Source organism: Flavobacterium sp. NRK F7 (assembly GCF_024054195.1).
GTDB lineage: Bacteria > Bacteroidota > Bacteroidia > Flavobacteriales > Flavobacteriaceae > Flavobacterium.
The window spans coordinates 1,198,980-1,220,623 of the sequence record NZ_JAMXLB010000001.1 but is presented as its reverse complement, the minus strand read 5'-3'; the positions used below and the strand labels follow the sequence as shown (position 1 = coordinate 1,220,623).

General features: G+C 31.4%; 20 protein-coding genes. 9 read left to right on the top strand and 11 right to left on the bottom strand.

The annotated features are described in order from the left end of the window. Window positions 1–26: 26 nt before the first annotated feature. The 8 genes from clpX to NHF47_RS05130 all read right to left on the bottom strand — a co-directional run bounded on the left by clpX (window position 27) and on the right by NHF47_RS05130 (window position 8,417). Entirely contained in the window at window positions 27–1,259 is a 1,233-nt protein-coding gene (gene clpX, locus NHF47_RS05165) for an ATP-dependent Clp protease ATP-binding subunit ClpX (protein WP_140997190.1), read from the bottom strand. Window positions 1,260–1,319: 60 nt separating this feature from the next. Further along, a complete protein-coding gene (clpP, locus tag NHF47_RS05160) occupies window positions 1,320–1,979 on the bottom strand; it encodes an ATP-dependent Clp endopeptidase proteolytic subunit ClpP (protein WP_140997191.1) in 660 nt (219 codons plus the stop codon). 81 nt (window positions 1,980–2,060) lie between these two features. Next, entirely contained in the window at window positions 2,061–3,386 is a 1,326-nt protein-coding gene (tig, locus tag NHF47_RS05155) for a trigger factor (RefSeq protein ID WP_252763930.1), read from the bottom strand. Window positions 3,387–3,530: 144 nt separating this feature from the next. Next, window positions 3,531–3,875 (bottom strand): phage holin family protein, encoded by a 345-nt coding sequence (locus NHF47_RS05150; protein WP_252763929.1) that lies wholly within the window; start codon window positions 3,873–3,875, stop codon window positions 3,531–3,533. 68 nt (window positions 3,876–3,943) lie between these two features. After that, window positions 3,944–5,566 carry a G-D-S-L family lipolytic protein gene (locus NHF47_RS05145; RefSeq protein ID WP_252763928.1) on the bottom strand — a complete coding sequence of 541 codons (1,623 nt, stop codon included), beginning with the start codon at window positions 5,564–5,566 and terminating at the stop codon, window positions 3,944–3,946. A 16-nt stretch (window positions 5,567–5,582) separates the two neighbouring features. Next, on the bottom strand, window positions 5,583–6,821 hold the full coding sequence (locus NHF47_RS05140; RefSeq protein WP_252763927.1) for an OmpP1/FadL family transporter: 1,239 nt from the start codon (window positions 6,819–6,821) through the stop codon (window positions 5,583–5,585). A 121-nt stretch (window positions 6,822–6,942) separates the two neighbouring features. After that, window positions 6,943–7,704, bottom strand: a complete 762-nt coding sequence (locus NHF47_RS05135; protein ID WP_252763926.1) for an alpha/beta fold hydrolase — start codon at window positions 7,702–7,704, stop codon at window positions 6,943–6,945. After that, window positions 7,704–8,417 (bottom strand): pyridoxine 5'-phosphate synthase, encoded by a 714-nt coding sequence (locus tag NHF47_RS05130; protein ID WP_252763925.1) that lies wholly within the window; start codon window positions 8,415–8,417, stop codon window positions 7,704–7,706. Before NHF47_RS05130 ends, NHF47_RS05135 begins: the two co-directional genes overlap by 1 nt. Window positions 8,418–8,512: 95 nt before the next feature. On the opposite strand from NHF47_RS05130, the gene NHF47_RS05125 reads away from it, so the two are divergent. From NHF47_RS05125 to murI, 8 genes are all read left to right on the top strand, one after another. Then, window positions 8,513–9,172, top strand: a complete 660-nt coding sequence (locus tag NHF47_RS05125) for a CBS domain-containing protein (RefSeq protein ID WP_252763924.1) — start codon at window positions 8,513–8,515, stop codon at window positions 9,170–9,172. 34 nt (window positions 9,173–9,206) lie between these two features. Further along, entirely contained in the window at window positions 9,207–10,085 is an 879-nt protein-coding gene (locus NHF47_RS05120) for an NAD kinase (protein ID WP_252763923.1), read from the top strand. A gap of 123 nt (window positions 10,086–10,208) precedes the next feature. Further along, on the top strand, window positions 10,209–10,892 hold the full coding sequence (locus tag NHF47_RS05115; RefSeq protein WP_252763922.1) for a DUF6089 family protein: 684 nt from the start codon (window positions 10,209–10,211) through the stop codon (window positions 10,890–10,892). A gap of 2 nt (window positions 10,893–10,894) precedes the next feature. Next, the gene (locus NHF47_RS05110; protein ID WP_252763921.1) at window positions 10,895–11,635 is read left to right on the top strand and encodes an isoprenyl transferase; all 741 of its coding nucleotides are present in this window, start codon (window positions 10,895–10,897) and stop codon (window positions 11,633–11,635) included. Between the two features lie 7 nt (window positions 11,636–11,642). Then, window positions 11,643–14,291: an outer membrane protein assembly factor BamA gene (gene bamA / locus NHF47_RS05105; RefSeq protein WP_252763920.1), complete on the top strand. Its 2,649-nt coding sequence runs from the start codon at window positions 11,643–11,645 to the stop codon at window positions 14,289–14,291. A 119-nt stretch (window positions 14,292–14,410) separates the two neighbouring features. Beyond that, window positions 14,411–15,208, top strand: a complete 798-nt coding sequence (locus NHF47_RS05100) for an OmpH family outer membrane protein (protein ID WP_308219257.1) — start codon at window positions 14,411–14,413, stop codon at window positions 15,206–15,208. 27 nt (window positions 15,209–15,235) lie between these two features. Continuing rightward, window positions 15,236–15,739, top strand: coding sequence for an OmpH family outer membrane protein (locus NHF47_RS05095; RefSeq protein ID WP_140997204.1), 504 nt, complete (start codon window positions 15,236–15,238; stop codon window positions 15,737–15,739). A 76-nt stretch (window positions 15,740–15,815) separates the two neighbouring features. After that, complete coding sequence (gene murI / locus NHF47_RS05090) at window positions 15,816–16,595, top strand: glutamate racemase (RefSeq protein ID WP_252763919.1); 780 nt, start codon at window positions 15,816–15,818, stop codon at window positions 16,593–16,595. A 125-nt stretch (window positions 16,596–16,720) separates the two neighbouring features. On the opposite strand, the gene NHF47_RS05085 is transcribed toward murI, so the two are convergent. Together NHF47_RS05085 and NHF47_RS05080 are read right to left on the bottom strand one after the other, a co-directional pair. After that, a complete protein-coding gene (locus NHF47_RS05085; RefSeq protein WP_252763918.1) occupies window positions 16,721–17,239 on the bottom strand; it encodes a gamma carbonic anhydrase family protein in 519 nt (172 codons plus the stop codon). A 63-nt stretch (window positions 17,240–17,302) separates the two neighbouring features. After that, window positions 17,303–18,307, bottom strand: a complete 1,005-nt coding sequence (locus tag NHF47_RS05080) for a type IX secretion system membrane protein PorP/SprF (protein WP_252763917.1) — start codon at window positions 18,305–18,307, stop codon at window positions 17,303–17,305. Between the two features lie 157 nt (window positions 18,308–18,464). Here NHF47_RS05080 and NHF47_RS05075 point away from each other — a divergent pair, with 157 nt between their 5' ends. Beyond that, the gene (locus tag NHF47_RS05075; RefSeq protein ID WP_252763916.1) at window positions 18,465–19,364 is read left to right on the top strand and encodes a NifU family protein; all 900 of its coding nucleotides are present in this window, start codon (window positions 18,465–18,467) and stop codon (window positions 19,362–19,364) included. A 26-nt stretch (window positions 19,365–19,390) separates the two neighbouring features. Here NHF47_RS05075 and NHF47_RS05070 read toward each other — a convergent pair whose 3' ends face one another. Beyond that, on the bottom strand, window positions 19,391–21,634 hold the full coding sequence (locus NHF47_RS05070) for an inorganic phosphate transporter (protein WP_252763915.1): 2,244 nt from the start codon (window positions 21,632–21,634) through the stop codon (window positions 19,391–19,393). Window positions 21,635–21,644: the final 10 nt, after the last annotated feature.

Here is a 21,644-nt window from a genome sequence, read left to right as displayed (position 1 = left end):
GGGATTTTTTGTTTTTATTTTAGATTTTAAGATGCCGTTTTTAAACGCTGCAACAGGTTTTTATTCAAACTGTGTTCTGCAAATTCTTTAGTTACATGCAATTCTTTTTCAGAAGAACCAGGCAAATCAAACATTGCATCAGTTAGTATAGCTTCACACAAAGAGCGAAGTCCTCTTGCTCCTAACTTATATTCTAAAGCTTTTTCTACAATAAACTGTAATGCCTCTTCCTCCATTTCAAAATGCACATCATCCATTTCAAACAATTTTTTATATTGTTTTACCAAAGCATTTTTAGGCTCTGTAAGAATAGCTCTTAACGTTTCTGCATCTAAAGGATTCATATAAGACAATACGGGTAAACGACCAATAATTTCTGGAATTAATCCAAAATCTTTTAAATCTTTTGGAATCACATATTGCAACAAATTGTCTTTGTCAATTTCGTTGTTATCTTTAGAAGTACTATACCCTACTGCTTGACGGTTTAATCTTTTGGAAATTATTTTTTCAATTCCATCAAAAGCTCCACCTGCAATGAACAAGATATTTTGCGTATTAACCTCTACAAATTTTTGATCTGGATGCTTTCTTCCCCCTTTAGGCGGCACATTTACAACAGTTCCCTCTAAAAGTTTCAATAAAGCTTGTTGTACTCCTTCACCCGAAACATCACGTGTGATAGACGGATTATCGCTTTTACGAGCAATTTTATCAATTTCATCTATAAAAACGATACCTCTTTGCGCGCGATCCACATCATAATCTGCAGCTTGTAATAACCGTGTTAAAATGCTTTCTACATCTTCACCTACATAACCCGCTTCTGTTAATACAGTAGCATCTACAATAGCCAAAGGAACATTTAACATTTTTGCAATGGTTTTTGCCACTAAAGTCTTGCCGGTTCCTGTTTGACCTACCATTATGATGTTGCTTTTTTCTATTTCAACCTCATCATCAGTCTGAGCTTGCATTAATCGTTTATAATGATTGTAAACTGCAACACTCATTACTTTTTTAGTCTGATCTTGACCAATAATATATTGATCTAGAAACGTTTTAATTTCTTTAGGCTTTAACAAAACTAAATCAGACAACAGTTCTGTTTTACCACTTTGTTTTAGTTCTTCTAAAACTATTCCATGCGCTTGCTCAATACAACGGTCACAAATATGTGAATCTATACCTGCAATTAACAAATTAGTTTCTGGCTTTTTTCTTCCACAAAAAGAACACTCTAATACTTCTTTTGCCATTTTTACTCTTTTAGACACAACACATTAAGAAAAAAACTTAATCCGATGCCTCTTGTTTTTTTATTTTCTTTCTAAAACCTCATCAATCATTCCATACTCTTTTGCCTCAGAAGCAATCATCCAGTAATCTCTTTCACTGTCTTTATATACTTTATCGTAAGGCTGTTTGGAATGCTGAGAAATAATACGATATAACTCTTCTTTTAATTTTAACATTTCCCTCAAGTTGATTTCCATGTCTGTTGCAACACCTTGTGCTCCTCCTGATGGTTGGTGAATCATTACTCTGGAATGAGGCAAAGCTGATCTTTTACCATCTGCGCCTGCACATAATAGAACTGCTCCCATAGAAGCTGCCATTCCTGTACAAATGGTAGCCACATCAGGCTTTACCAATTGCATCGTATCATATATTCCTAAACCAGCATACACACTTCCTCCTGGAGAATTAATATAAATACTAATATCTTTAGAAGCATCTGTACTTTCTAGAAACAACAATTGCGCTTGAATAATATTGGCTACATAATCATCAACTCCTGTTCCTAAGAAGATGATGCGATCCATCATTAAACGTGAGAAAACGTCCATTGAAGCCACGTTCATCTGACGTTCCTCGATAATATAAGGAGTCATACTATTAACAATTTTATCATAGTACAAACTATTTACTCCATGATGCTTAGTAGCGTATTTTTTAAATTCTTTTCCGTAATTCATAGTAACTTTATTAATGGTTTATAAACTAAGAACGTCAAACCACAGTTTGACGTTCAAAGATAATTATTTTTTGTGAGAAATTTATTCTCCGTACATCTCTTTAATAAACTCTTGATAGTTTACTTTTTTAGATTTTGCTTTGATTTTCTCTTTGAACAAGCTCAACATTTTTTCGCTCATTACTTGCTCAGACAAACGTTTTACTTCTTCTTGATTAGAAAGTACTCTAGCCACAATTCCATCAACCTCTTCATCTGTTGGATTCAATTGTCCAAACTGAGCCATTTGTTTCTTAATTAACTCTGCAGTATGTGCTTTTAAATCTTCAAATTGAATTTGCAAATTATTAGAAGCGATGATTTTGTTTTCAATCAATTGGTAACGTAACCCTTTTTCCGATTTAGCATATTCTTCTTCTGCTTGTTCAGTAGACAATGGATTTTCACCTACAGTTTGAATCCATTTTTTTAAGAATACAGCAGGTAAATCAAATTTTGTATTATCAATTAATGACTCAATAACATCATTTAAGAATTTTTGATCGGCTTGTTGCGCAAATTGTGCTTCCGCATCTTCTTTTATTTTAGCTTTTAATTCCTCTACAGAAGTTACATTTCCTTCTCCAAATAACTTATCAAACAATTCTTGGTTTAATTCTGCTTTTTCAACTGCATTGATTTCTTCAATAGTGAAATCAACCGTAATATCTAAACCGTGAACATCATCATGAGAAACTTTTAAATAATCCATTAATTTATGGTCGTCATCAAAAAGTCCTTTTGTTTCTAAAGAAACAACATCACCTACTTTTTTACCAACAAATTTCTTTGCTGTTTTTTTATCATTAAAAATATCTAAAGTAATGGTAGTGGCATTGTGAATTCCTTTTTCTTCGTTTGAAAAAGTCCCTCTTAACGTATGATCTTCTGCAACTTTATCTTGAGAAATCATCTTTCCATATTGCTTTTGAATACGCTCAACTTGTTCGTCAAGCATTTTATCATCAGCAACTATATCAAATTTAGTTACATTGGATTTTGCATCTAAATCAACTGCAAATTCTGGAGCTAAACCTAATTCAAATTCAAAAGTAAAATCGTCTTTGTTCCAATCGAAATCTTCCGTTACTTTTGGAAGTGGATTTCCTAAAATATCTAATTTTTCTTCCACTAAATAATCATTTAAAGAAGCTTGTAATATTTTATTTACTTCATCTAAAAGTACTGCTTTACCATATTGTTTTTGAATCAAACTCATTGGCACTGCTCCTTTTCTAAAACCTGGTATGTTAGCATTTTTTCTATAGTCTGCTAATACTTTTTGCACTTTATCTGCATAATCCTCTTTAGTAACCGCAACTTTAACAATTGCGTTTAAAGCATCAACTTGCTCTCTTGTAATATTCATTATATTATTTTTTATTGACATGAAAATTGGGTTGCAAAATTAAATATTTTTTACAACTCAAGCAACTTTTTAATTGATTGAATTTCAATTCTGTAAAATTTATTCCTTAGAATTCTATTCTATCCATTTCTTTGCATACAGAAATTAGTCTTTTTCGATAAAAATCCCATTTAATATTGATTGACAAACGGAAAGAATAATACTAAATAAGAAAGCCGTCCAAAATCCTGAAACAGAAAAGCCATCTACAAAATAATCACCAATCATTATAATTACCGCATTAATAACTAACAAAAACAATCCTAAGGTAAGAATAGTTGCTGGTATAGTTAAAAATATCAAAATTGGTTTTAAAAAAGCATTTAACAATGCCAAAACAATAGCCACAATAAAAGCACTTTGATAACTTGCAATACTTATACCAGGCAAAAATTTAGAAATCACAACTACTAGAACAGTTGTAATTAAAAGTTTGATCAGTAAATTCATTTTTTATTTTAAAGATAAAAAAAAGACACCTAAAAAGGTGTCTTTTAAAACAATTTTTTATCAACTTATTAGTTATTACTAGCCAAAATATGAATTCCTGGATAATCATTTGGATTTAATAATGGCAAGTTTGCTTTGTAATGTGAATTAATCACTTTTATAATTTCATTTGATATTACTGAATAACCTCTTGCATTTGGATGCACACCATCTAAAGAGAATAAAACTTTAAACTCTGTTGTACCGCTGTTAAAATAATTAGCAGTATATAATGTTCCATTATCTGCTCTTAAACCACTCACTAATTTGTTTAAAATAGTATTCATATCAGCAACAGCTAAATCTTTTGATGCTGCTACTGAAACTATAGCATTATTATAAGCCGCTGTAGCAGTAGCAATAGCCGTTTGTTCTGATGGGATTAATATATGCTGATCTTGTAAAGGATAAGTTATTCCATATTTATCCAAAGGAGCAGGAACACCAGCAGGAGCAGTTCCTATAACAGAACTTGTTGTTAACAATACTAAATCACTAGCTGTAGCTTGTCTTGCTTGCCCAAAAACACTTCCATAAAAAGCTGCTGTAGAAGCACCTAAAGTTGGAGTAAATGCAGCAGTTAATTGAGCTGATAAATCAGGCAAAGTTTCATCTTTAATTAATAGTGGGTTTCCTCCAGTAGTTACCAATAAATCAATTCTTGAACCTGCATTAAAAGCTGTTAAAGCTTGCTTAAGTGGCCCATACAATTGCGCATTTAAAGCATTTATTGTAGCCTCTCCGATAGCTTGATTATTCCCACCTAAAGAACAAGCTGTCAAAGGATTGTAAGGAACTGTTGTAAAGAATGGAATTGAAGTTACACTTGGAATAGTTGCTACAACCCCTTTTGCTCCATTTGCAGTCAGACCTGTTACTGGACCAAAAGACGGATGTGTACCTCCATTGATGATTAAATTATAATGAAAAGCAAAAGTTTGAGGATCCGTAATATCATTCATTCCATATGTAGCGATATTTGAATTTCCTGTTTGATTCACGCCAATTCCACCAGAAGTAGCATAAGCCAACACATCGTTTGCACCAATCCAGTTAGTAAAAAAAGTTGGATTTTTCATCATTGCATCCCCTAATACAGTTGAAGTTGAAGATGTTGCATGTCTTGCATAATATGGGTTTAAAGAACCATATCCAGGAAGTAATAAATGAAATGATTTTGCTCCAGGAACCCCCATATTATTATAAGCAGTGGCTTGTGGTGCTAAAGTAACTGTTGATGTACCTGCAATTGGCTGCAAACCTTTTAAAATTGGATTCCCATTACAGTCTAATAAAATATTTCCGCTTCCATCAGTTTTTGGTTCAGTATTAATTATTAATCTTGTACTTGAAAATCCAGCTATACCACCTAAGTTGTTAACATCATCTTCGTAAGAAGGTTGTGTAAACGCACCTCCTCCTACAACAGAAAACTGTTTTGCTAATAGATTGGGAAAAGAGTTTTCTTGACCTGATTTATAAACAGTACCATCCATGTACCCAGCAGTTAAAGAGTTCCCTACTGCAACATAAGAAGAAAAATCAGCTTCTCCAGCAGAATAGTCATCAGTTGATACTGGATTATCAAATTCTGGCTCACATGAAGCAAAACCAGCAGCCAAAATAGCTAAGTATATAAATTTATTTTTCATTTTCTATATTTTTTTATTAAAAACCATAAGTTATACCAACACCTGGAGAAAACACAACCGATTTGTAAGTTCCTCTAAATTCACCATTAGGATTGTAATCGTAAGAATTCTCAATTTCGTCAAAATGAATATATAAGAACGAAACATCAATTCCAAATTTTTCATTTAATTGATATGTTAAACCTCCAGTGAAAGCATTAGAATCATTACGTGGCGTTTCTGGCGCAAAATAGCCATCTTGAACTGGACTTTCGTCAAAATAATAACCCGCTCTAAAAGTAAATTTATCGTTAGCTTTATATTGAGTTCCAAATCTATATGTAGATGCATCTTTATAATTTCTTGGATTTACAGAAGTTGGTAATCCATTATTAAAACTTACATTTAAACTTTTGTAAGCACTCCACATTGTATGATTAAAATCAAATGCAAACAACCATTTGTCAGTTACTTGAACCGAAATACCAGCAGTTACTTCTGCAGGCAACGGCAAATCTGCATTAAAAGTTGTGTTGGTTAACGACGTTTGAGCAAAATCTGGAACATCGTTAAATGTAGCATCTCCATCTCTAGCTTCCATCATTATTTCTGAACGGTAATTTAAACCTAATCTAATTTTATCCGTCGGATTAAACATCATACCTATATTATATCCCCAAGCAGAAATCCCTTTACCTTCAATAGTTAAATCCGTTGGATCACCATCTACTTGAAAAGTAGTGTTTGAAGCATATAAATTTCTATTAAAAGTAACAGCGCCAGTAGCATATATAGGTCCTCCACCAATACTGAAATGTTCACCTACTCTAACAGAAATAGTTGGTTGAATAAAAATTGCTTTTAAATCAATATTATTAACCAAGTAAGCTCCTTGCCAGTTTTGATCCCAATCTACAGCACTTCCATATGGAGTATAAACTGCCAAACCTGCTGTTAACCAGTCATTCAATTTATAGGTAGCATAGGCATTAAATGGTGTACCAAAATTATCCGAAGAAGCCGTCGTATTAAACGTATTTTCTTGAAATCTTACTTTTGCAAACAACCCACTAGCTCCAACAGATAAGTTAAATTTCTTATCTAGATAAGCCATCCCAGCAGGATTAAAAAAAGCTGTCTCTGCACTATTTACTACAGCGACACCCGTATGCCCCATAGCCAATTGTTTCTGACCTTGAATACTCACCCTATAACCACCCGCAAAAGCAGTAGAGCTCGCTAAAGCCATTAATGTTAAAGAAAGTAATTTTCTCATAATGTTAAAATGTGTTAGTTTTTCTTGAATTTATTAATATCTATATACCAAAATTATAATAAAATATGGAATTTACAATTTTTTACCTTAAAATATTATGCATTCATAATAAATTTATTTTTTATTTCAAAAAATTCATTACTTCCATAAAAAAATCTTTAGGATTTTCAGCATGCAACCAATGTCCAGCGTTTGAAATTGTAACTATCTCACTCTTAGGAAATACTATTTTTATAGTCTCAAAATCTACATCTTCAATATAATTAGATTGCGCTCCTCTTAAAAAAAGAGTTTCTTTTTGAAAAGTTAAACCTATTGGTAATTCTTTTCCAATTTCGTTACTATTTTTTGTCAAGCTTTTTAAATCAAAACGGAAAGCCAGTTGACCCGACTCAATCCAATACAAGTTTTTCAACAAGAATTGACGTGTTCCGAAATCGGTAATATACTTTGACACTATGTCATCAACATCGTTTCGACTTGGTTTAATATCAAAATTGACTGCATTTAAACCTTCTAAAATAGTTTGATGATGAGGCGCATAAAATTTAGGACCTATATCTGCTATTATCAATTTTGAAACCAAATCAGGGTATTGACATGCGAATTGCATCGCCACCTTACCACCCATCGAATGACCTAATAAAACAACATCCTTCAACTCATTTTCATTACAGTAAGCTACTACATCTTCTACCATTACATCATAATTAAAGATATCGGAATGAAAACTTCTACCATGATTTCTCATATCAAGCAAATGTACTTCATATCCTTCATCAGCAAACTGCCCTCCTAATGTTTTCCAATTATCAGACATCCCTAAAAACCCATGAATGATTAAAAAAGGTTTTCCTTTACCTTCTACTTTTGAAAAAATCATTATTTTAGTTTTTGAAGATACATATTTACAACATTTTCTATTCCAAGATAAATAGACTCAGAGATTAGAGCATGGCCAATTGAAACCTCTAACAAGTTAGGAATATTTTCTTTAAAAAAACGTATATTCTCCAAACTTAAATCATGTCCTGCATTGATACCTAATCCTAAATCATTAGCTCTAACAGCAGCCGCTACATATGAATCAATTCCATTAGTATTGCCTAACTCATATTGTTTCGCAAATTCTTCAGTATATAATTCAATCCTATCCGTTCCTGTTTCTTTGGCTCCATCAATCATTTCAAGGATTGGATCCACAAAAATAGAAGTTCGAATCCCGTTTTTTTTACACTCTTGTATCACATCAATTAAGAAATCTTTATGTTTTACAGTATTCCAACCAGCGTTAGATGTTATGGCATCATCAGCATCTGGCACTAAGGTAACTTGGGTAGGTTTAATTTGTAAAACCAAATCCATAAATTTTGGAATTGGATTTCCTTCAATATTATATTCGGTATGCACCACAGTCTTTAAGTCGAAGGCGTCTTGATATTTAATATGTCTTTCATCGGGTCTAGGATGAATGGTAATGCCTTGTGCTCCGAAGTGTTCTAAATCTTGGGCTACTTTTAATAAATTAGGAACATTTCCACCTCTAGAATTTCTTAAAGTTGCTATTTTATTAATATTTACTGATAACTTTGTCATATTCTTTTTTATTAACTTTACAAAAATACAAAGTATTAATAGCTTTGATAAGCAATTTTTGATTAATTTGCAGTAAAATAATTATAAAATCTACAATGAACACATTAATTGATTTTTTAAATATAGACATTAAACCTCTTAAAAGCAAAGAAACTATTGCTGAAGCACAAGATTTATTTGCTGATTATAATTATTCTCATTTTCCAGTTACTGAAGAAAATGTTTTCATAGGTTGTATTTCCAAAGAAGAAGCCGAAATTCATCCAAGTCATAAGACTATTGGAGAATGTCGTTATGAATTTGACCGTTTTTATGTTCGTTCTGAAATGATTTGGTTAGACGTCTTGGAAGAATTTGCAAAAAACGAGGCCAATATTGTTCCCGTATTAAACGAACAAAATAAATATATCGGTTATTATGAACTTGACGATGTTATAAAATTTTTCCACGAAACCCCTTTTCTAAGAGAAGAAGGAGGCATTCTTGTCATTAAAAAAGAAATTTCAGGATTTTCGATGAGCCAAGTTACCCAAATAGTTGAAAGTAATAATGCTAAACTATTAGGTCTTTTCATTTCAAAAACAGAAACTAATTTTATTGAAGTTACATTAAAAATTAGTGAGAGTTCCTTAAATGAGATTATTCAAACTTTCCGAAGATATGAATATGAAATTATTTCAGAACATCAAGAAGACTCTTATCTTAAAAATTTAAAAGAGCGTTCGGATTATTTAGACAAATATTTAAACATCTAATTGGCATATCCAATTAAACAAACAGCATCTCTACATGAAAATTGCAATTTTTGGCCAATATTATCAATCCGATACAGAAGAAATTGTAGAAAAGGTACTTCAAATACTCCTTGAAAATAAAGTTGATGTCATTATTGAAAAAAATTTCAAACAAAATATTAAGACAGAATTAAAACAAAAGTGTCATATCTATTCCTCCCATGAAGAACTGGAAAACGATATCGATGTTTTAATTAGCATTGGTGGAGATGGAACCATTTTAAGAGCAGTCACCTATGTCCGTGATAAAAACATACCTATAGTAGGTATTAACGCGGGAAGATTAGGTTTTTTAGCGACGGTACAAATCAAAAGCATTGAGCCTTTTTTGCATCGAATTTTAGCCAAAGAGTATTCCATTTCTAAAAGAAGTTTACTAAGCTTATCTTGTACTCCTAAAAATCCAGATTTAGTAGATTTAAATTTTGCCTTGAATGAAATAACCGTTTCAAGAAAAGACACCACATCAATGATAACTATTGAGACCTATTTAAATGGAGAATATTTAACATCGTATTGGGCTGATGGACTAATTATATCTACGCCAACAGGTTCAACAGGCTACTCGTTAAGTTGCGGAGGCCCTGTTCTAACTCCAAATGTAAATAGTTTAGTCATCACTCCTATTGCTCCACACAACTTAAATGCAAGACCTTTAGTTATCCCAGATGATACTGAAATAACACTAAAAGTTTCTGGAAGAGAAGAACAATACTTGGTTTCGCTAGATTCCAGAATTACTTCTGTAACTAACGAAACACTATTAAAAATAGAAAAGACCTCATTTGAAATAAATATGGTAGCATTTAATGAAGAAGGATTTTTAAAAACCATCCGAAAAAAACTGCTCTGGGGTGAAGATCGAAGAAATTAATGCTCCCCATATAACTTTTACTTTTTTTTTGCGTTTATACATAACCGATTAAATAGGAATAAAATTTTCATTTAAGTGCGGTAAAGAAATCTATATTATTATATTTGCAAACTATTTTTAAAAATGAGAAAGTTTTTTATTTACATATTCTTATTCTTGAGTACAACTGCTATAACAGCTCAAATTAATGAATTAGGTGTTTTTTTAGGAGGTTCCAACTATATTGGTGATGTTGGACCAACTGATTATATTTCCCCTAATAAAGTTGCTTTTGGGTTTTTGTATAAATGGAACAAAAGCACAAGACATTCCTACCGTTTATCTTATACCTACTCCAAAATTGAATCAGCCGATCGAGATAGTGATGTTCCAAGTAGATATTTAAGAGATAAAAGTTTTCAGAATAGCATTCATGATTTCACTTTAGGACTAGAGTTTAATTTTTTTGAATTCAATTTACATGATTCTGAAAAAGCATTTACCCCATATGTTTCAACTGGAGTAAGTTATTTTGTATATAATGAAATTTTTTATCTTACCAAAACAGAAGAGTTAGATTACAGATCCAGTCAAATTGCTATACCTATGATTGTAGGCTTAAAGACTAGACTGTATCGAAACTTTGTTTTAGGAGCAGAAGTAGGAATACGATATACATTTACAGATAATTTAGATGGAAGCAATCCTAAAAACAATAATTTAGCTCCGCTTCGATTTGGAAACCTAAATAGTAAAGATTGGTATGTTTTTTCAGGAATTACTTTAACTTACACTTTTGGTCAAAACCCATGTTTTTGCGCTAATTAATTATGAGTATAAAAGAACAAATAGACATCACAAGATTACCAAGTCATTTAGCTATTATTATGGATGGTAATGGACGCTGGGCAAAACAAAAAGGTCTATTACGAACTCTAGGACACGAAAGTGGCACAAAATCAGTAAAAACAACTGTAGAAACTTGTACCAAACTTGGAATAAAGAATCTAACACTTTATGCCTTCTCTACTGAAAACTGGAATCGTCCCAAATTAGAAGTTGACACCTTAATGAAACTCTTAATTTCTTCATTAAAAAAAGAAATGAAGACATTATCACAAAATAATATCCGATTAAATGCAATTGGAAATTTAACAAATTTACCCGTTAAAGTTCAAAAAGAATTAAATGAAGTAATTCAAAAAACTTCCGAAAACACTAGAATGACATTAACTTTAGCTTTAAGTTATGGCGCTAGAGAAGAACTTATTCAAGCTGTTAAAAAAATTTCAGATAAAGTTAAAAATAATATAATTTCTACTAACACTATTGACGAATCAATTATTAATGAGCATCTTTACACGCACAATTTGCCAGATGTTGATTTAGTAATTCGTACCAGTGGTGAACACCGAATAAGTAATTTCTTACTTTGGCAAATTGCATATGCTGAATTTTATTTTATAGATGTCTTATGGCCTGATTTTAGCGAAGAAGATTTATATAAAGCAATCTTAAGTTATCAAAGTAGAGAAAGAAGATTTGGAAAAACAAGTGAACAAATTTCATAAGAAAAAAATGTTAAAAAAAGGTTTACAATTACTTTTTACCATTGTGATTATAGGTAATAGTACTAAATTAGTTGCACAAGAAACAAAATTAGAAAACGGAAAAGAATACATATTAGGAGGTGTAGAGGTAACTGGCAAAATTAAATACAGTGAACAAACTGTTGTTACCTTTTCTGGACTTGAAAAAGGCCAAAGAATAGTGGTTCCTGGTGAAGACATTAGTACAGCTATTAAAAAATTATGGAAATTAGGCCTTTTTAGCGATGTTAATTTTTATGTAAACAATATTAAAGGAGATAGTATTTTCTTAGAATTAAACTTAATCGAATCTCCAAAATTATCTGACGTTAAAATCCAAGGAATTAAAAAAGGTAAAGCCGAAGATTTAATCAAAGAAGTTGATTTAAAGAAAGGTAAAGTAGTCAATGAAAATTTAGTAACTACTACTAAAAATTACATAGAAAACAAATACAAAAAAGATGGCTTTTACAATACCAAAGTATTTATAACTACTACTCCTGATTCTACTGAAACACAAGTAAAAATGCTTGTTAACATAGACAAAGGTGACAAAGTAAAAGTTAGAAGTATTGACTTTGAAGGTAATTCTGAAATTTCAGATTCGAAACTCAGAAAAGCATTCAAAAATACCAAACAAAAAAATCCAATTCGAATCTTTAAAGCTTCAAAATACATCAAAGACAAATACAAAGAAGACTTAGTTACTGTTATTGATAAATACAAAGAAAAAGGGTATCGAGACGCCCGAATTATTTCTGATTCAGTTACTTATGATAAAGAAAAAAACCTTATCGATATAAAAGTAAATCTTGAAGAAGGTCGCAAATATTATTTTGGTAACATTAGATATTTAGGTAACACGGTTTATACAGACCAACAATTAGCACGATTAATTGGTATTAAAAAAGGCGATGTATATAATGGTGTTCTTTTACAGAAAAGAATAGCTGACAACACAAAACCTGACGCAGAAGATTTGACTAATTTGTATCAAAACAGTGGTTATTTATTTTCTAGCATTAACCCAGTTGAAGTGAAAACCGTTAATGACACAATTGATTTTGAAATTCGAATTACGGAAGGACCTATTGCTTATTTTAATAAAATTACAGTAGTAGGAAACGACAAAACAAATGATAAAGTTATCTATCGTGAATTACGCACAAAACCAGGTAATAAATACAGTAAAGAAGATTTAGTACGTTCTATTAGAGAAATAGGTCAATTAGGATTCTTTGACCCAGAATCTATTAAACCCGATTTCAAAAACGTAGATGCTCAAGCAGGAACTGTTGATATTGAATATAATGTAGTAGAAAAAGGAGCTAGCCAAATTGAACTTCAAGGAGGTTATGGTGGCGGAGGATTTATAGGTACCTTAGGTCTTTCTTTTAGCAATTTCTCAGCTAGAAACATTTTCAACAAAGATGCTTACAAACCGTTACCTATGGGAGACGGACAAAAAATGTCTTTGCGTTTACAAGGTAGTTCTTATTTCCAAACGTATAGCTTATCCTTTTCTGAACCTTGGTTTGGAGGAAGAAAACCAGTAAGCTTCTCAACCTCTATTTCACACAGTAAACAATTTTTATACAACTATAGTACAAGAGATGTAACAAGAAATCAAAGTTTCAACATTACTTCTTTAAGTGTCGGAATTGCTAAACAATTAAATGTACCAGATGATTTCTTTGTATTGTCTCAAAGTGTATCCTTTCAATATTACGATTTGAATAATTACAATACTGGATTATTTACTTTTGGTAATGGAGCCTCTAGAAATATTGCTTATACAATTGGCCTAAGTAGAAATAGTAAAGGGGTAAACCCCATTTACCCAACGTATGGTTCTGAATTTAGCGTAACTGGTAGATTTACACCACCTTACTCTTTATTTAATGGTGTAGATTATGCTGACTTGAAAAACCAAGATGAATATAAATTGAGATACTCTTCGAGCAGTAATTTATCAACTGGAATTAATTCAAATGGAGAACTAGTTCAAGAAGGTGATTATATTGCTTATTCATCTGCAACTGGAAAGTATTTAAAAGTTGATGCAAGTGAGGCTGACTTAGACCAAGGAAAATATGACCAAAAAAGATTTAATTGGTTAGAATATTATAAAATCAAATTTAAAGCGGATTGGTATACAAGAATTTATGACAAATTAGTATTACGTTCTTTAGGTGAGTTTGGGTTTATGGGAGCATACAATCAAGATAGAGGATTAGTCCCATTTGAACGTTTCTACTTAGGTGGAGATGGATTAGCCAATTTCTCGCTAGACGGTAGAGAAGTAATTCAATTAAGAGGTTATCCTAACAATTCCCTATCTACAACAGACGGAGGTACTATTTACAATAAATTCTCTTTAGAATTAAGATACCCTATCACACTAAAACAAGCCGCATCCATCTACGGATTAACCTTCTTAGAAGCGGGTGCTGCTTATAATGAGTTTAAAGATTACAATCCATTTAAAATGCAACGTTCTGCCGGTTTTGGATTACGCGTTTTCATGCCTGCATTCGGATTATTAGGTATCGATTTTGCACATGGATTTGACCCTATTCCTGGACAAGGAACAAAGAGTGGATGGCAAACCCATTTTATCATTGGACAACAATTTTAGTATTTTTTACGTTTAGTTTAAAATCAAAAGATGAAAACAAAACTTATAAAAACATTTCTTATCTTTCGGACAGTTTTTTGAGTTGCATCTGAAAATTAAAAACTAAAAATAAACAACAGATGAAAAAAATATTTTTTATAACATCAGTATTACTTTCTCTCACGAGCTTTTCACAATCAGCAAGTGTTCGCATTGGATATATCGACATGGAATATATCTTAGAAAAAGCTCCCGATTATGCAGAAGCAAAAATGCAATTAGAGCAGAAAGCTTCAAAATGGAAAGAAGATATTGAAATTAAAAAAAACGAAATAAAAAAATTAAAAGAAAGTTTAGATACCGAACGCGTATTACTTACTAAAGAACTTATAGAAGAAAGAGAAGAAGAAATTGCTTTTCAAGAGAAAGAACTATTTGACTACCAAGAAAAAAGATTTGGTGCTCGTGGTGATTTAATTATACAAAAGTCTATCCTTGTAAAACCGATTCAAGATCAAGTTTTCACTGCCATTCAAGACATTGCTGAACAAAAAAGATATGATTTTATTTTAGATAAATCTTCGGACTTAACCATTCTATTTGCTGACAAAAGGCACGATATAAGCGACTTAGTGGTAAGGGCTATTATGCGATCTGAAAGAAGAGAACAACTGTCTAAAAAAGAACTAAAAGCGCAAGAAGCTAAAGAAGCTAAAGAAGATATTCAAGATGAAAATCCAGCCTTAGCAGAAAGACAAAAAGCTTTAGATGAAAAGAAAGCCGCTAGAGAAAAATTAATGGAAGAACGAAAAGCAGCAAGAGAAAAAATTATTGAAGAGCGAAAAAAAGCAGCCCTAGAAAAAAGAAAACAACTCGAAGCTGAAAAAAATGGCACAGTAATTGAAAAAGATAAAACAGACGAAAAAGAAGATAAATAATAACCTAAATAAATTTAAAATAGAAAAATGAAACAATTAAAAACTTTAGCTATTGCATTCGTACTTTTTATTACAGCTCAAGTATCAGCGCAATCAAAAATGGCTCATATTGATGTTAAGGAATTGATGACGAATATGCCAGAAATGAAAGCGGCTCAATCGCAATTAAAAACAATCCAAGATACTTATGATAAAGAATACAAAGGTATGGTTCAAGAGTATCAAACAAAATTACAAAAGTATGAGCAAGAAGCTCCTACTGCTGGAGAAGCTTTAAACGAAACACGTTCTAAAGAAATGCAAGGAATGGGACAACGTATCCAAGAATTCCAACAAAGTGCTAGTAAACAATTACAACAAAAAGAATTGGATTTATTAAAACCAATCATGGAAAAAGCGCAAGCTGCAATTAAAAAAGTAGCAACTGCTAAAGGTTATGATTATGTAATTGACGCAACAGAAGGAAGTGGTTTATTAGTAGCAAATGGACCAAACATTCTTGCTGATGTGAAAAAAGAATTAGGTTTCTAATAAAAAAACAAAACAAAAGCATATTTAACTGTTCAAATTTTAATTAATTTGAACAGTTTTTTTTTACATTTGTTTTATGAGTAAGGATTACCCTATAGGCCTTTTTGATTCTGGTATTGGAGGCACTTCAATCTGGAAAGAAATTCACGCGTTATTACCCAATGAAAACACCATCTATCTTGCCGATAGTAAAAATGCTCCATATGGTTTAAAAACCAAAGATGAAATTATAGCACTATCCATGAAAAACACAGAATTCTTATTAAATAAGAATGCTAAAATCATTGTGGTAGCCTGCAATACTGCAACTACAAATGCTATAAACGAATTACGAGCAAAATATGATGTCCCTTTTATAGGTATTGAACCGGCAATAAAACCTGCTGCCAACCAATCAAAGACACAAACTATTGGCATTTTAGCCACAAAAGGGACATTAAACAGTGATTTGTTTCATGAAAAACTCTCTCACTTTAAAAACATCAAAGTAATTGAACAAATTGGCCATGGTTTGGTACAATTAATTGAAAATGGTGATATCAATTCTGCAGAAATGAATGAACTATTGGAAAGTTATTTAAAACCTATGATTGATCAGAATATCGATTATTTAGTATTAGGCTGCAGCCATTATCCGTATCTTATTCCTCAAATTAAAAAAATCATACCAGAACATATCCAAATAATCGATTCTGGTGAAGCCGTAGCACGACAAACTAAAAAAGTATTAGAGAAACATGATTTGCTTTCTAACACTACAGAAGCTAGTTGGCAAAAATTCTATACCAATGCTAATCCTCGTGTATTAGAAAGCATTTTAAATCACGAACAAAGTGTGTTTGAGAGGGATTTTTAATTCCAAATAATACACAAAACAACCCATTTTAACCCTGATGGAAGTGATAGCTTTCTAAAATTAATTTTAGAAACTAAAACGAACAGCAGGATTACGGTTAAAAAACAAGCCTAAAAGACTCGTTCCTATTCTTCTTCTTTAAACCAACTAGAATACATTACATAATTATTCGAAATACGTTCAATTTCACCCGAAAAATCGCTTTCATCAATTGCTTTTACTTTCTTAGCTGGCACACCTGCATAAATGGTTCCCGATTCAACAACGGTATTTTGAGTAACTACAGAACCTGCCGCAATAATGGAATTACTATTTACAACACAATTATCCATCACAATAGCACCCATTCCAATTAAAACGTTGTCTTTAATTTCGCAGCCGTGAACAATTGCATTATGACCAATTGAAACATTATTTCCAATTTTAGTAGGATGCTTTAAATAGGTACAATGAATGACGGCACCATCTTGAATGTTCACCTTATTCCCTATTTCAATTCGGTTAACATCGCCTCTAATAACAGCATTGAACCAAACACTACATTTTTCGCCTAATTGCACATCTCCCACAATAGTCGCATTTTCTGCCACATAACAATCTTCAGGTATTTGAGGGAATTTACCTCTTACTTCTTTAATAATCATAATAAGTTATATAAAAATGTCCCGAAAAATCGGGACATTAATTATTTGTATCTATTCAAGGAATTAATTAACCGCAGGACAATTACAACTCCATTCTTTCGCTTTACAGAACACATCAATACCTAAAGTAATTTGATGAAATCCACCATTATCAAATTTAATATCGCCTATAATGTGAGAATAGGTGTAAGCAAACATAAATTGTTTGTAATTAACTCCTAAAATTGGGGTGATATATTGTAATTTTTGCTCTCCAATTGCATTTCCATCTAAATATTCAGCTCCGTCAAAACTTCTTCTGTAAGAAAGACCTCCCCATACTCTACCAAATTCAACACCTTTATAAACTTTTAAGTTTAAATCAATTGCCTTTTCAGTAGTTTCTTGCGTATATTGAAACATAAAAGAAGGCTCCCATAATAATCTATCCTCATCTCCAAAAACTGCTCCAGCACTCCATAAGAATTTTCTTAAATTATCAGACTCAATTCCTTCAGTATAAATTTCTCTTCTATTGGCTAAAAAGTTTTTAACAGTCACATGAGTAAAAAAATCAAGAAAATGATACGATACCCCTAAATCAACATTAAAATAAGCGTCTTTTTGATAAATCCCTCCAAAAATAAAAGGGTCAAAAGCTTGATTTGTAAAACTAGTCTCATCTAATTGACTTTGAATAAACGCTGCACTTAATCCAAAAGACAATTGATTTAAGTCAGTCGTTCCTCTTGAAAAACGCAAATGGTGCGCATAAGTTAATTTAGCTCCTCTTTGAGAGTGATATCCATTTTTATCATTAAAAACAATAGCTCCTATACCTGATTTACCGTCTTGATCTATCGAAGTATTAAAACTTAACGTTTGCAAAGAGGGTGCGTCTTCTTGTCCAAACCATTGTTGGCGACCTGTTAAACGTATTTTTCCACAATTTGCAGCACCTGCCATGGAAGGGTGAATTAAATAATAATTATCAGATAGATAATCGGAGTAAACAGCAATTCCTTCTTGGGAAAATGAGAGTTGTGTTAAAAACAACACAATAATTAAATAACTTTTTTTAAAATCCATTTCTTTTATCAAGATTTTATTTGATTAAATGCCTTTTGTCTAATTTTTCAAAGATATAAATTTTATGTTATTATCAATGGTTTTTGCTTACAGATTTAAAAGTTAAATTCTTTTTTACGTTATAAGTTCGTTATCTTTGCAAAAAGATTACTAAATAATGTCAAAAATAACCATAAAAAACACCACTAATCCTTCCATTTTAAAATTTGAATTGGAAGAGACCATCATTAAAGGTCAAAATTTTGAATTTAAAAACATTGACGAGACTAAAAATTCACCATTAGCCATGCAACTGTTTTATTTACCCTTTGTTAAAACAGTATATATTTCAGGTAATTTTATTGCAATAGAAAAATTTTCTATAGTAGAATGGGAAGATGTTCAAGATGCGGTAGCCAATCAAATTGAAGAATTTATCAAAAATGGAGGAGAAATTCTGAAACAAGAAGTTACTTCTGTAAAAAAACAACCTATTACGATTTATGCAGAAACCACTCCTAATCCAGCGGTTCAAAAGTTTGTAAGCAATAAATTATTAACCAAAACCTTAATTGAATGTAAAAATATTGATCAAACTAAAGCTTCTCCTTTAGCTAAGGAATTGTTCCAATTCCCCTTTGTCAAAGAAGTTTTTATTGATGAAAATTACATCTCAATTACTAAATATGAAATTGCTGATTGGAGTGAAATCACAATGGAATTACGCTCTTTTATAAAAGAATATATTGAGAACGGGAATCTAGTAGTGGATGAATCACAAATTGTAACGACTGAAACCCATAAGAAACAACAAGAAACATATTTTGAAAATTTAGATGTAACCTCTCAACAAATTGTAAATATTCTAGAAGAGTATGTAAAACCCGCGGTACAAAGTGACGGAGGTAACATTATGTTTGAATCCTTTGATGCAGACTCCAAAAAAGTGAAAGTAATTTTACAGGGAGCTTGTAGTGGATGTCCTTCATCAACTTTTACCTTAAAAAACGGGATTGAAAATATGTTAAAACAAATGCTTAACGACAGTGGAATTGTGGTTGAAGCTACTAATGCATAACAAAAAAGAGCCTTAAAGGCTCTTTTTTATTTTTTCTTTTCGACTTGTTTATTAAATTCTTTAAACAACTCTAGTAAATTCATAGTTGCTTTTACTAAATCATTGGTTTCTAAAAGCAATCCAAAATATAATTTACTGTTTTTTGGACTATTTTCAGTAGTTCTAATTCTTATGATTTGCTTCTGAATTAATTCTGAAATAGATTCCAAAAGATTTGCCTTTTCTTTTAATATTTCATCAATTTGAGAAAAGTCTTCTTTCTGGAAAGTTACTGTAAGTCTATCAAATAGATGCTTTAATTTGTTATCAACCGACTTTAAATCTCTAATTTGATTGAACTTTAATTGCTTGTGATTGTTATTAATATGAGAATGACTATTTACCGTAATATATCCAATCGATTGAACCATATCTTGTAAGTAGCCTAAAATAAGAACATAAAACTTACTTGCTTCTAATGAGGTTTCATCTAAATTTTTAATTACATAGTATACATTACTCTTTAAGTCATCAATATCTTTTTCTAACTTTTTAAGTTTCTTTTTATTATCTTTTAGTTTGGCTAAATCTTGCAATCCTAAATTGTTAATTACATCTGTATACAATGCATTCGTTTTACGAATCACTTTACCTACTTGAGAAGAACTTTCAGAAATAACTTCTTTAATAGAAAATATATCTTCTTTCTTTAATTTTATTTCTTCTTCTTTTTCCTTTGTTTTTTTCATGTGCTTTCTAGCACTTCTATATAAAAGAATTCCAACAGTCACCATTAAAGCAAAAAATGCAAACACTTTCCCAAAGGTTAAAAGTACGGCTATCGTTCCAGCCATTAAGAAAGCAACAAACGCCGTTACAAACCAACCTCCAATAACATTAATAACTCCCGCTACTCGATAAACAGCACTTTCTCTATCCCAAGCTCTATCTGCAAAGGAAGTACCCATAGCTACCATAAAGGTTACATAGGTTGTAGATAAAGGTAATTTTAAAGAAGTCCCTATGGCAATTAAGATACTAGCAACCATTAAATTTACTGATGCTCTCACCATATCAAAAGCAGGTTGTTCACTCTTTTTAGAAGTAGGTACTACTTTGGTAAACTGCTTATCAATTTTAACTTCTAATGATTTTGGCAAAAAGTAATTTAATACTTGACCAATATACATAACACCTCTTACAATAACTCTTGATAAATTATTCGCATCAAAACGTTCCGTTCCTTCACTCTGCCTTGATAAATCTACTCCTGTAGCAATTACTTCTTTTGCTTTTTTGGAAGTCCAAAGCGTATATACCATAATACCACCACCAATCAATAGCAACCAAAAATTAGCTTTTAATTCGGAAGATGCTAAAGCACCCATCAACATCGTAGAATCACTACCACTTGCGATATAAATATCATAGGATTGTAAAGCAGCAATAGGCACCCCAATAAAGTTTACTAAGTCATTACCTGCAAAAGCTAGTGCTAAAGCAAAAGTTCCAATTATAATAATAATTCTAAAGATGTTTACTTTTAAACTGATTAAAACTTGAGACAATAACGTCCAAAACACAAAACAAACTGCAATAATTAGCATTTGATTTGATTTCATCAACTCTTTTACATCAGCGGTCATGAAAGAAGAACTTTTCAAACCTTTAAATAAAATAAAGTAAGTAATAGCTGTAATACCAATACCCCCGAAAATAGCACCAAAGTATTTTATTCTTTTTTCATAGTGAAAAGAAAATATAATTCTAGATACATATTGTATTAATGCCCCAATAGTAAATGAAAGCGCTACAGAAATTAAAATACTCGAGACAATTTCAGTTGCTTTCTCTTGATTGATAAAGTCTAAAATCGTGTTGGTATTATTAGCATTGGAAATCATTTTATAAACCCCTAAACAAACAGCACCTCCTAACAAAGAAAAAACAACAGAAACTGTAGTAGAAGTTGGCAATCCTAATGAATTAAAGATATCTAATAACAAGACATCTGTAATCATTACTGCCAAGAAAATAATCATTACATCATTGAAGGTAAACATGGCAGGGACAAAAATACCACTACGAGCAATTTCCATCATACCACTTGAAAACAAGGCTCCTAGTGCAATTCCAATACTTGCAACTATCATTAAAGTTTTAAAAGATACTGCTTTAGATCCTATTCCTGAATTTAAAAAATTAACAGCATCATTAGCTACTCCAACCATTAAATCTATTGACGCTAATAATGCTAATGCCACAAGCATTACAAGATATATTTGTTCCATCTACTCTTAA

What these genes read in the sequence shown, in the direction of transcription:
- clpP (WP_140997191.1), bottom strand. Translation starts at nt 1,979, where the DNA reads ATGAATTACGGAAAAGAATTTAAAAAATACGCTACTAAGCATCATGGA.
- NHF47_RS05120 (WP_252763923.1), top strand. Translation starts at nt 9,207, where the DNA reads ATGAAAATTGCAATTTTTGGCCAATATTATCAATCCGATACAGAAGAA.
- NHF47_RS05130 (WP_252763925.1), bottom strand. Translation starts at nt 8,417, where the DNA reads ATGACAAAGTTATCAGTAAATATTAATAAAATAGCAACTTTAAGAAAT.
- NHF47_RS05070 (WP_252763915.1), bottom strand. Translation starts at nt 21,634, where the DNA reads ATGGAACAAATATATCTTGTAATGCTTGTGGCATTAGCATTATTAGCG.
- NHF47_RS05140 (WP_252763927.1), bottom strand. Translation starts at nt 6,821, where the DNA reads ATGAGAAAATTACTTTCTTTAACATTAATGGCTTTAGCGAGCTCTACT.
- NHF47_RS05095 (WP_140997204.1), top strand. Translation starts at nt 15,236, where the DNA reads ATGAAACAATTAAAAACTTTAGCTATTGCATTCGTACTTTTTATTACA.
- NHF47_RS05115 (WP_252763922.1), top strand. Translation starts at nt 10,209, where the DNA reads ATGAGAAAGTTTTTTATTTACATATTCTTATTCTTGAGTACAACTGCT.
- NHF47_RS05135 (WP_252763926.1), bottom strand. Translation starts at nt 7,704, where the DNA reads ATGATTTTTTCAAAAGTAGAAGGTAAAGGAAAACCTTTTTTAATCATT.
- NHF47_RS05080 (WP_252763917.1), bottom strand. Translation starts at nt 18,307, where the DNA reads ATGGATTTTAAAAAAAGTTATTTAATTATTGTGTTGTTTTTAACACAA.
- clpX (WP_140997190.1), bottom strand. Translation starts at nt 1,259, where the DNA reads ATGGCAAAAGAAGTATTAGAGTGTTCTTTTTGTGGAAGAAAAAAGCCA.
- NHF47_RS05145 (WP_252763928.1), bottom strand. Translation starts at nt 5,566, where the DNA reads ATGAAAAATAAATTTATATACTTAGCTATTTTGGCTGCTGGTTTTGCT.
- tig (WP_252763930.1), bottom strand. Translation starts at nt 3,386, where the DNA reads ATGAATATTACAAGAGAGCAAGTTGATGCTTTAAACGCAATTGTTAAA.
- murI (WP_252763919.1), top strand. Translation starts at nt 15,816, where the DNA reads ATGAGTAAGGATTACCCTATAGGCCTTTTTGATTCTGGTATTGGAGGC.
- NHF47_RS05110 (WP_252763921.1), top strand. Translation starts at nt 10,895, where the DNA reads ATGAGTATAAAAGAACAAATAGACATCACAAGATTACCAAGTCATTTA.
- NHF47_RS05085 (WP_252763918.1), bottom strand. Translation starts at nt 17,239, where the DNA reads ATGATTATTAAAGAAGTAAGAGGTAAATTCCCTCAAATACCTGAAGAT.
- NHF47_RS05150 (WP_252763929.1), bottom strand. Translation starts at nt 3,875, where the DNA reads ATGAATTTACTGATCAAACTTTTAATTACAACTGTTCTAGTAGTTGTG.
- NHF47_RS05125 (WP_252763924.1), top strand. Translation starts at nt 8,513, where the DNA reads ATGAACACATTAATTGATTTTTTAAATATAGACATTAAACCTCTTAAA.
- NHF47_RS05100 (WP_308219257.1), top strand. Translation starts at nt 14,411, where the DNA reads ATGAAAAAAATATTTTTTATAACATCAGTATTACTTTCTCTCACGAGC.
- bamA (WP_252763920.1), top strand. Translation starts at nt 11,643, where the DNA reads ATGTTAAAAAAAGGTTTACAATTACTTTTTACCATTGTGATTATAGGT.
- NHF47_RS05075 (WP_252763916.1), top strand. Translation starts at nt 18,465, where the DNA reads ATGTCAAAAATAACCATAAAAAACACCACTAATCCTTCCATTTTAAAA.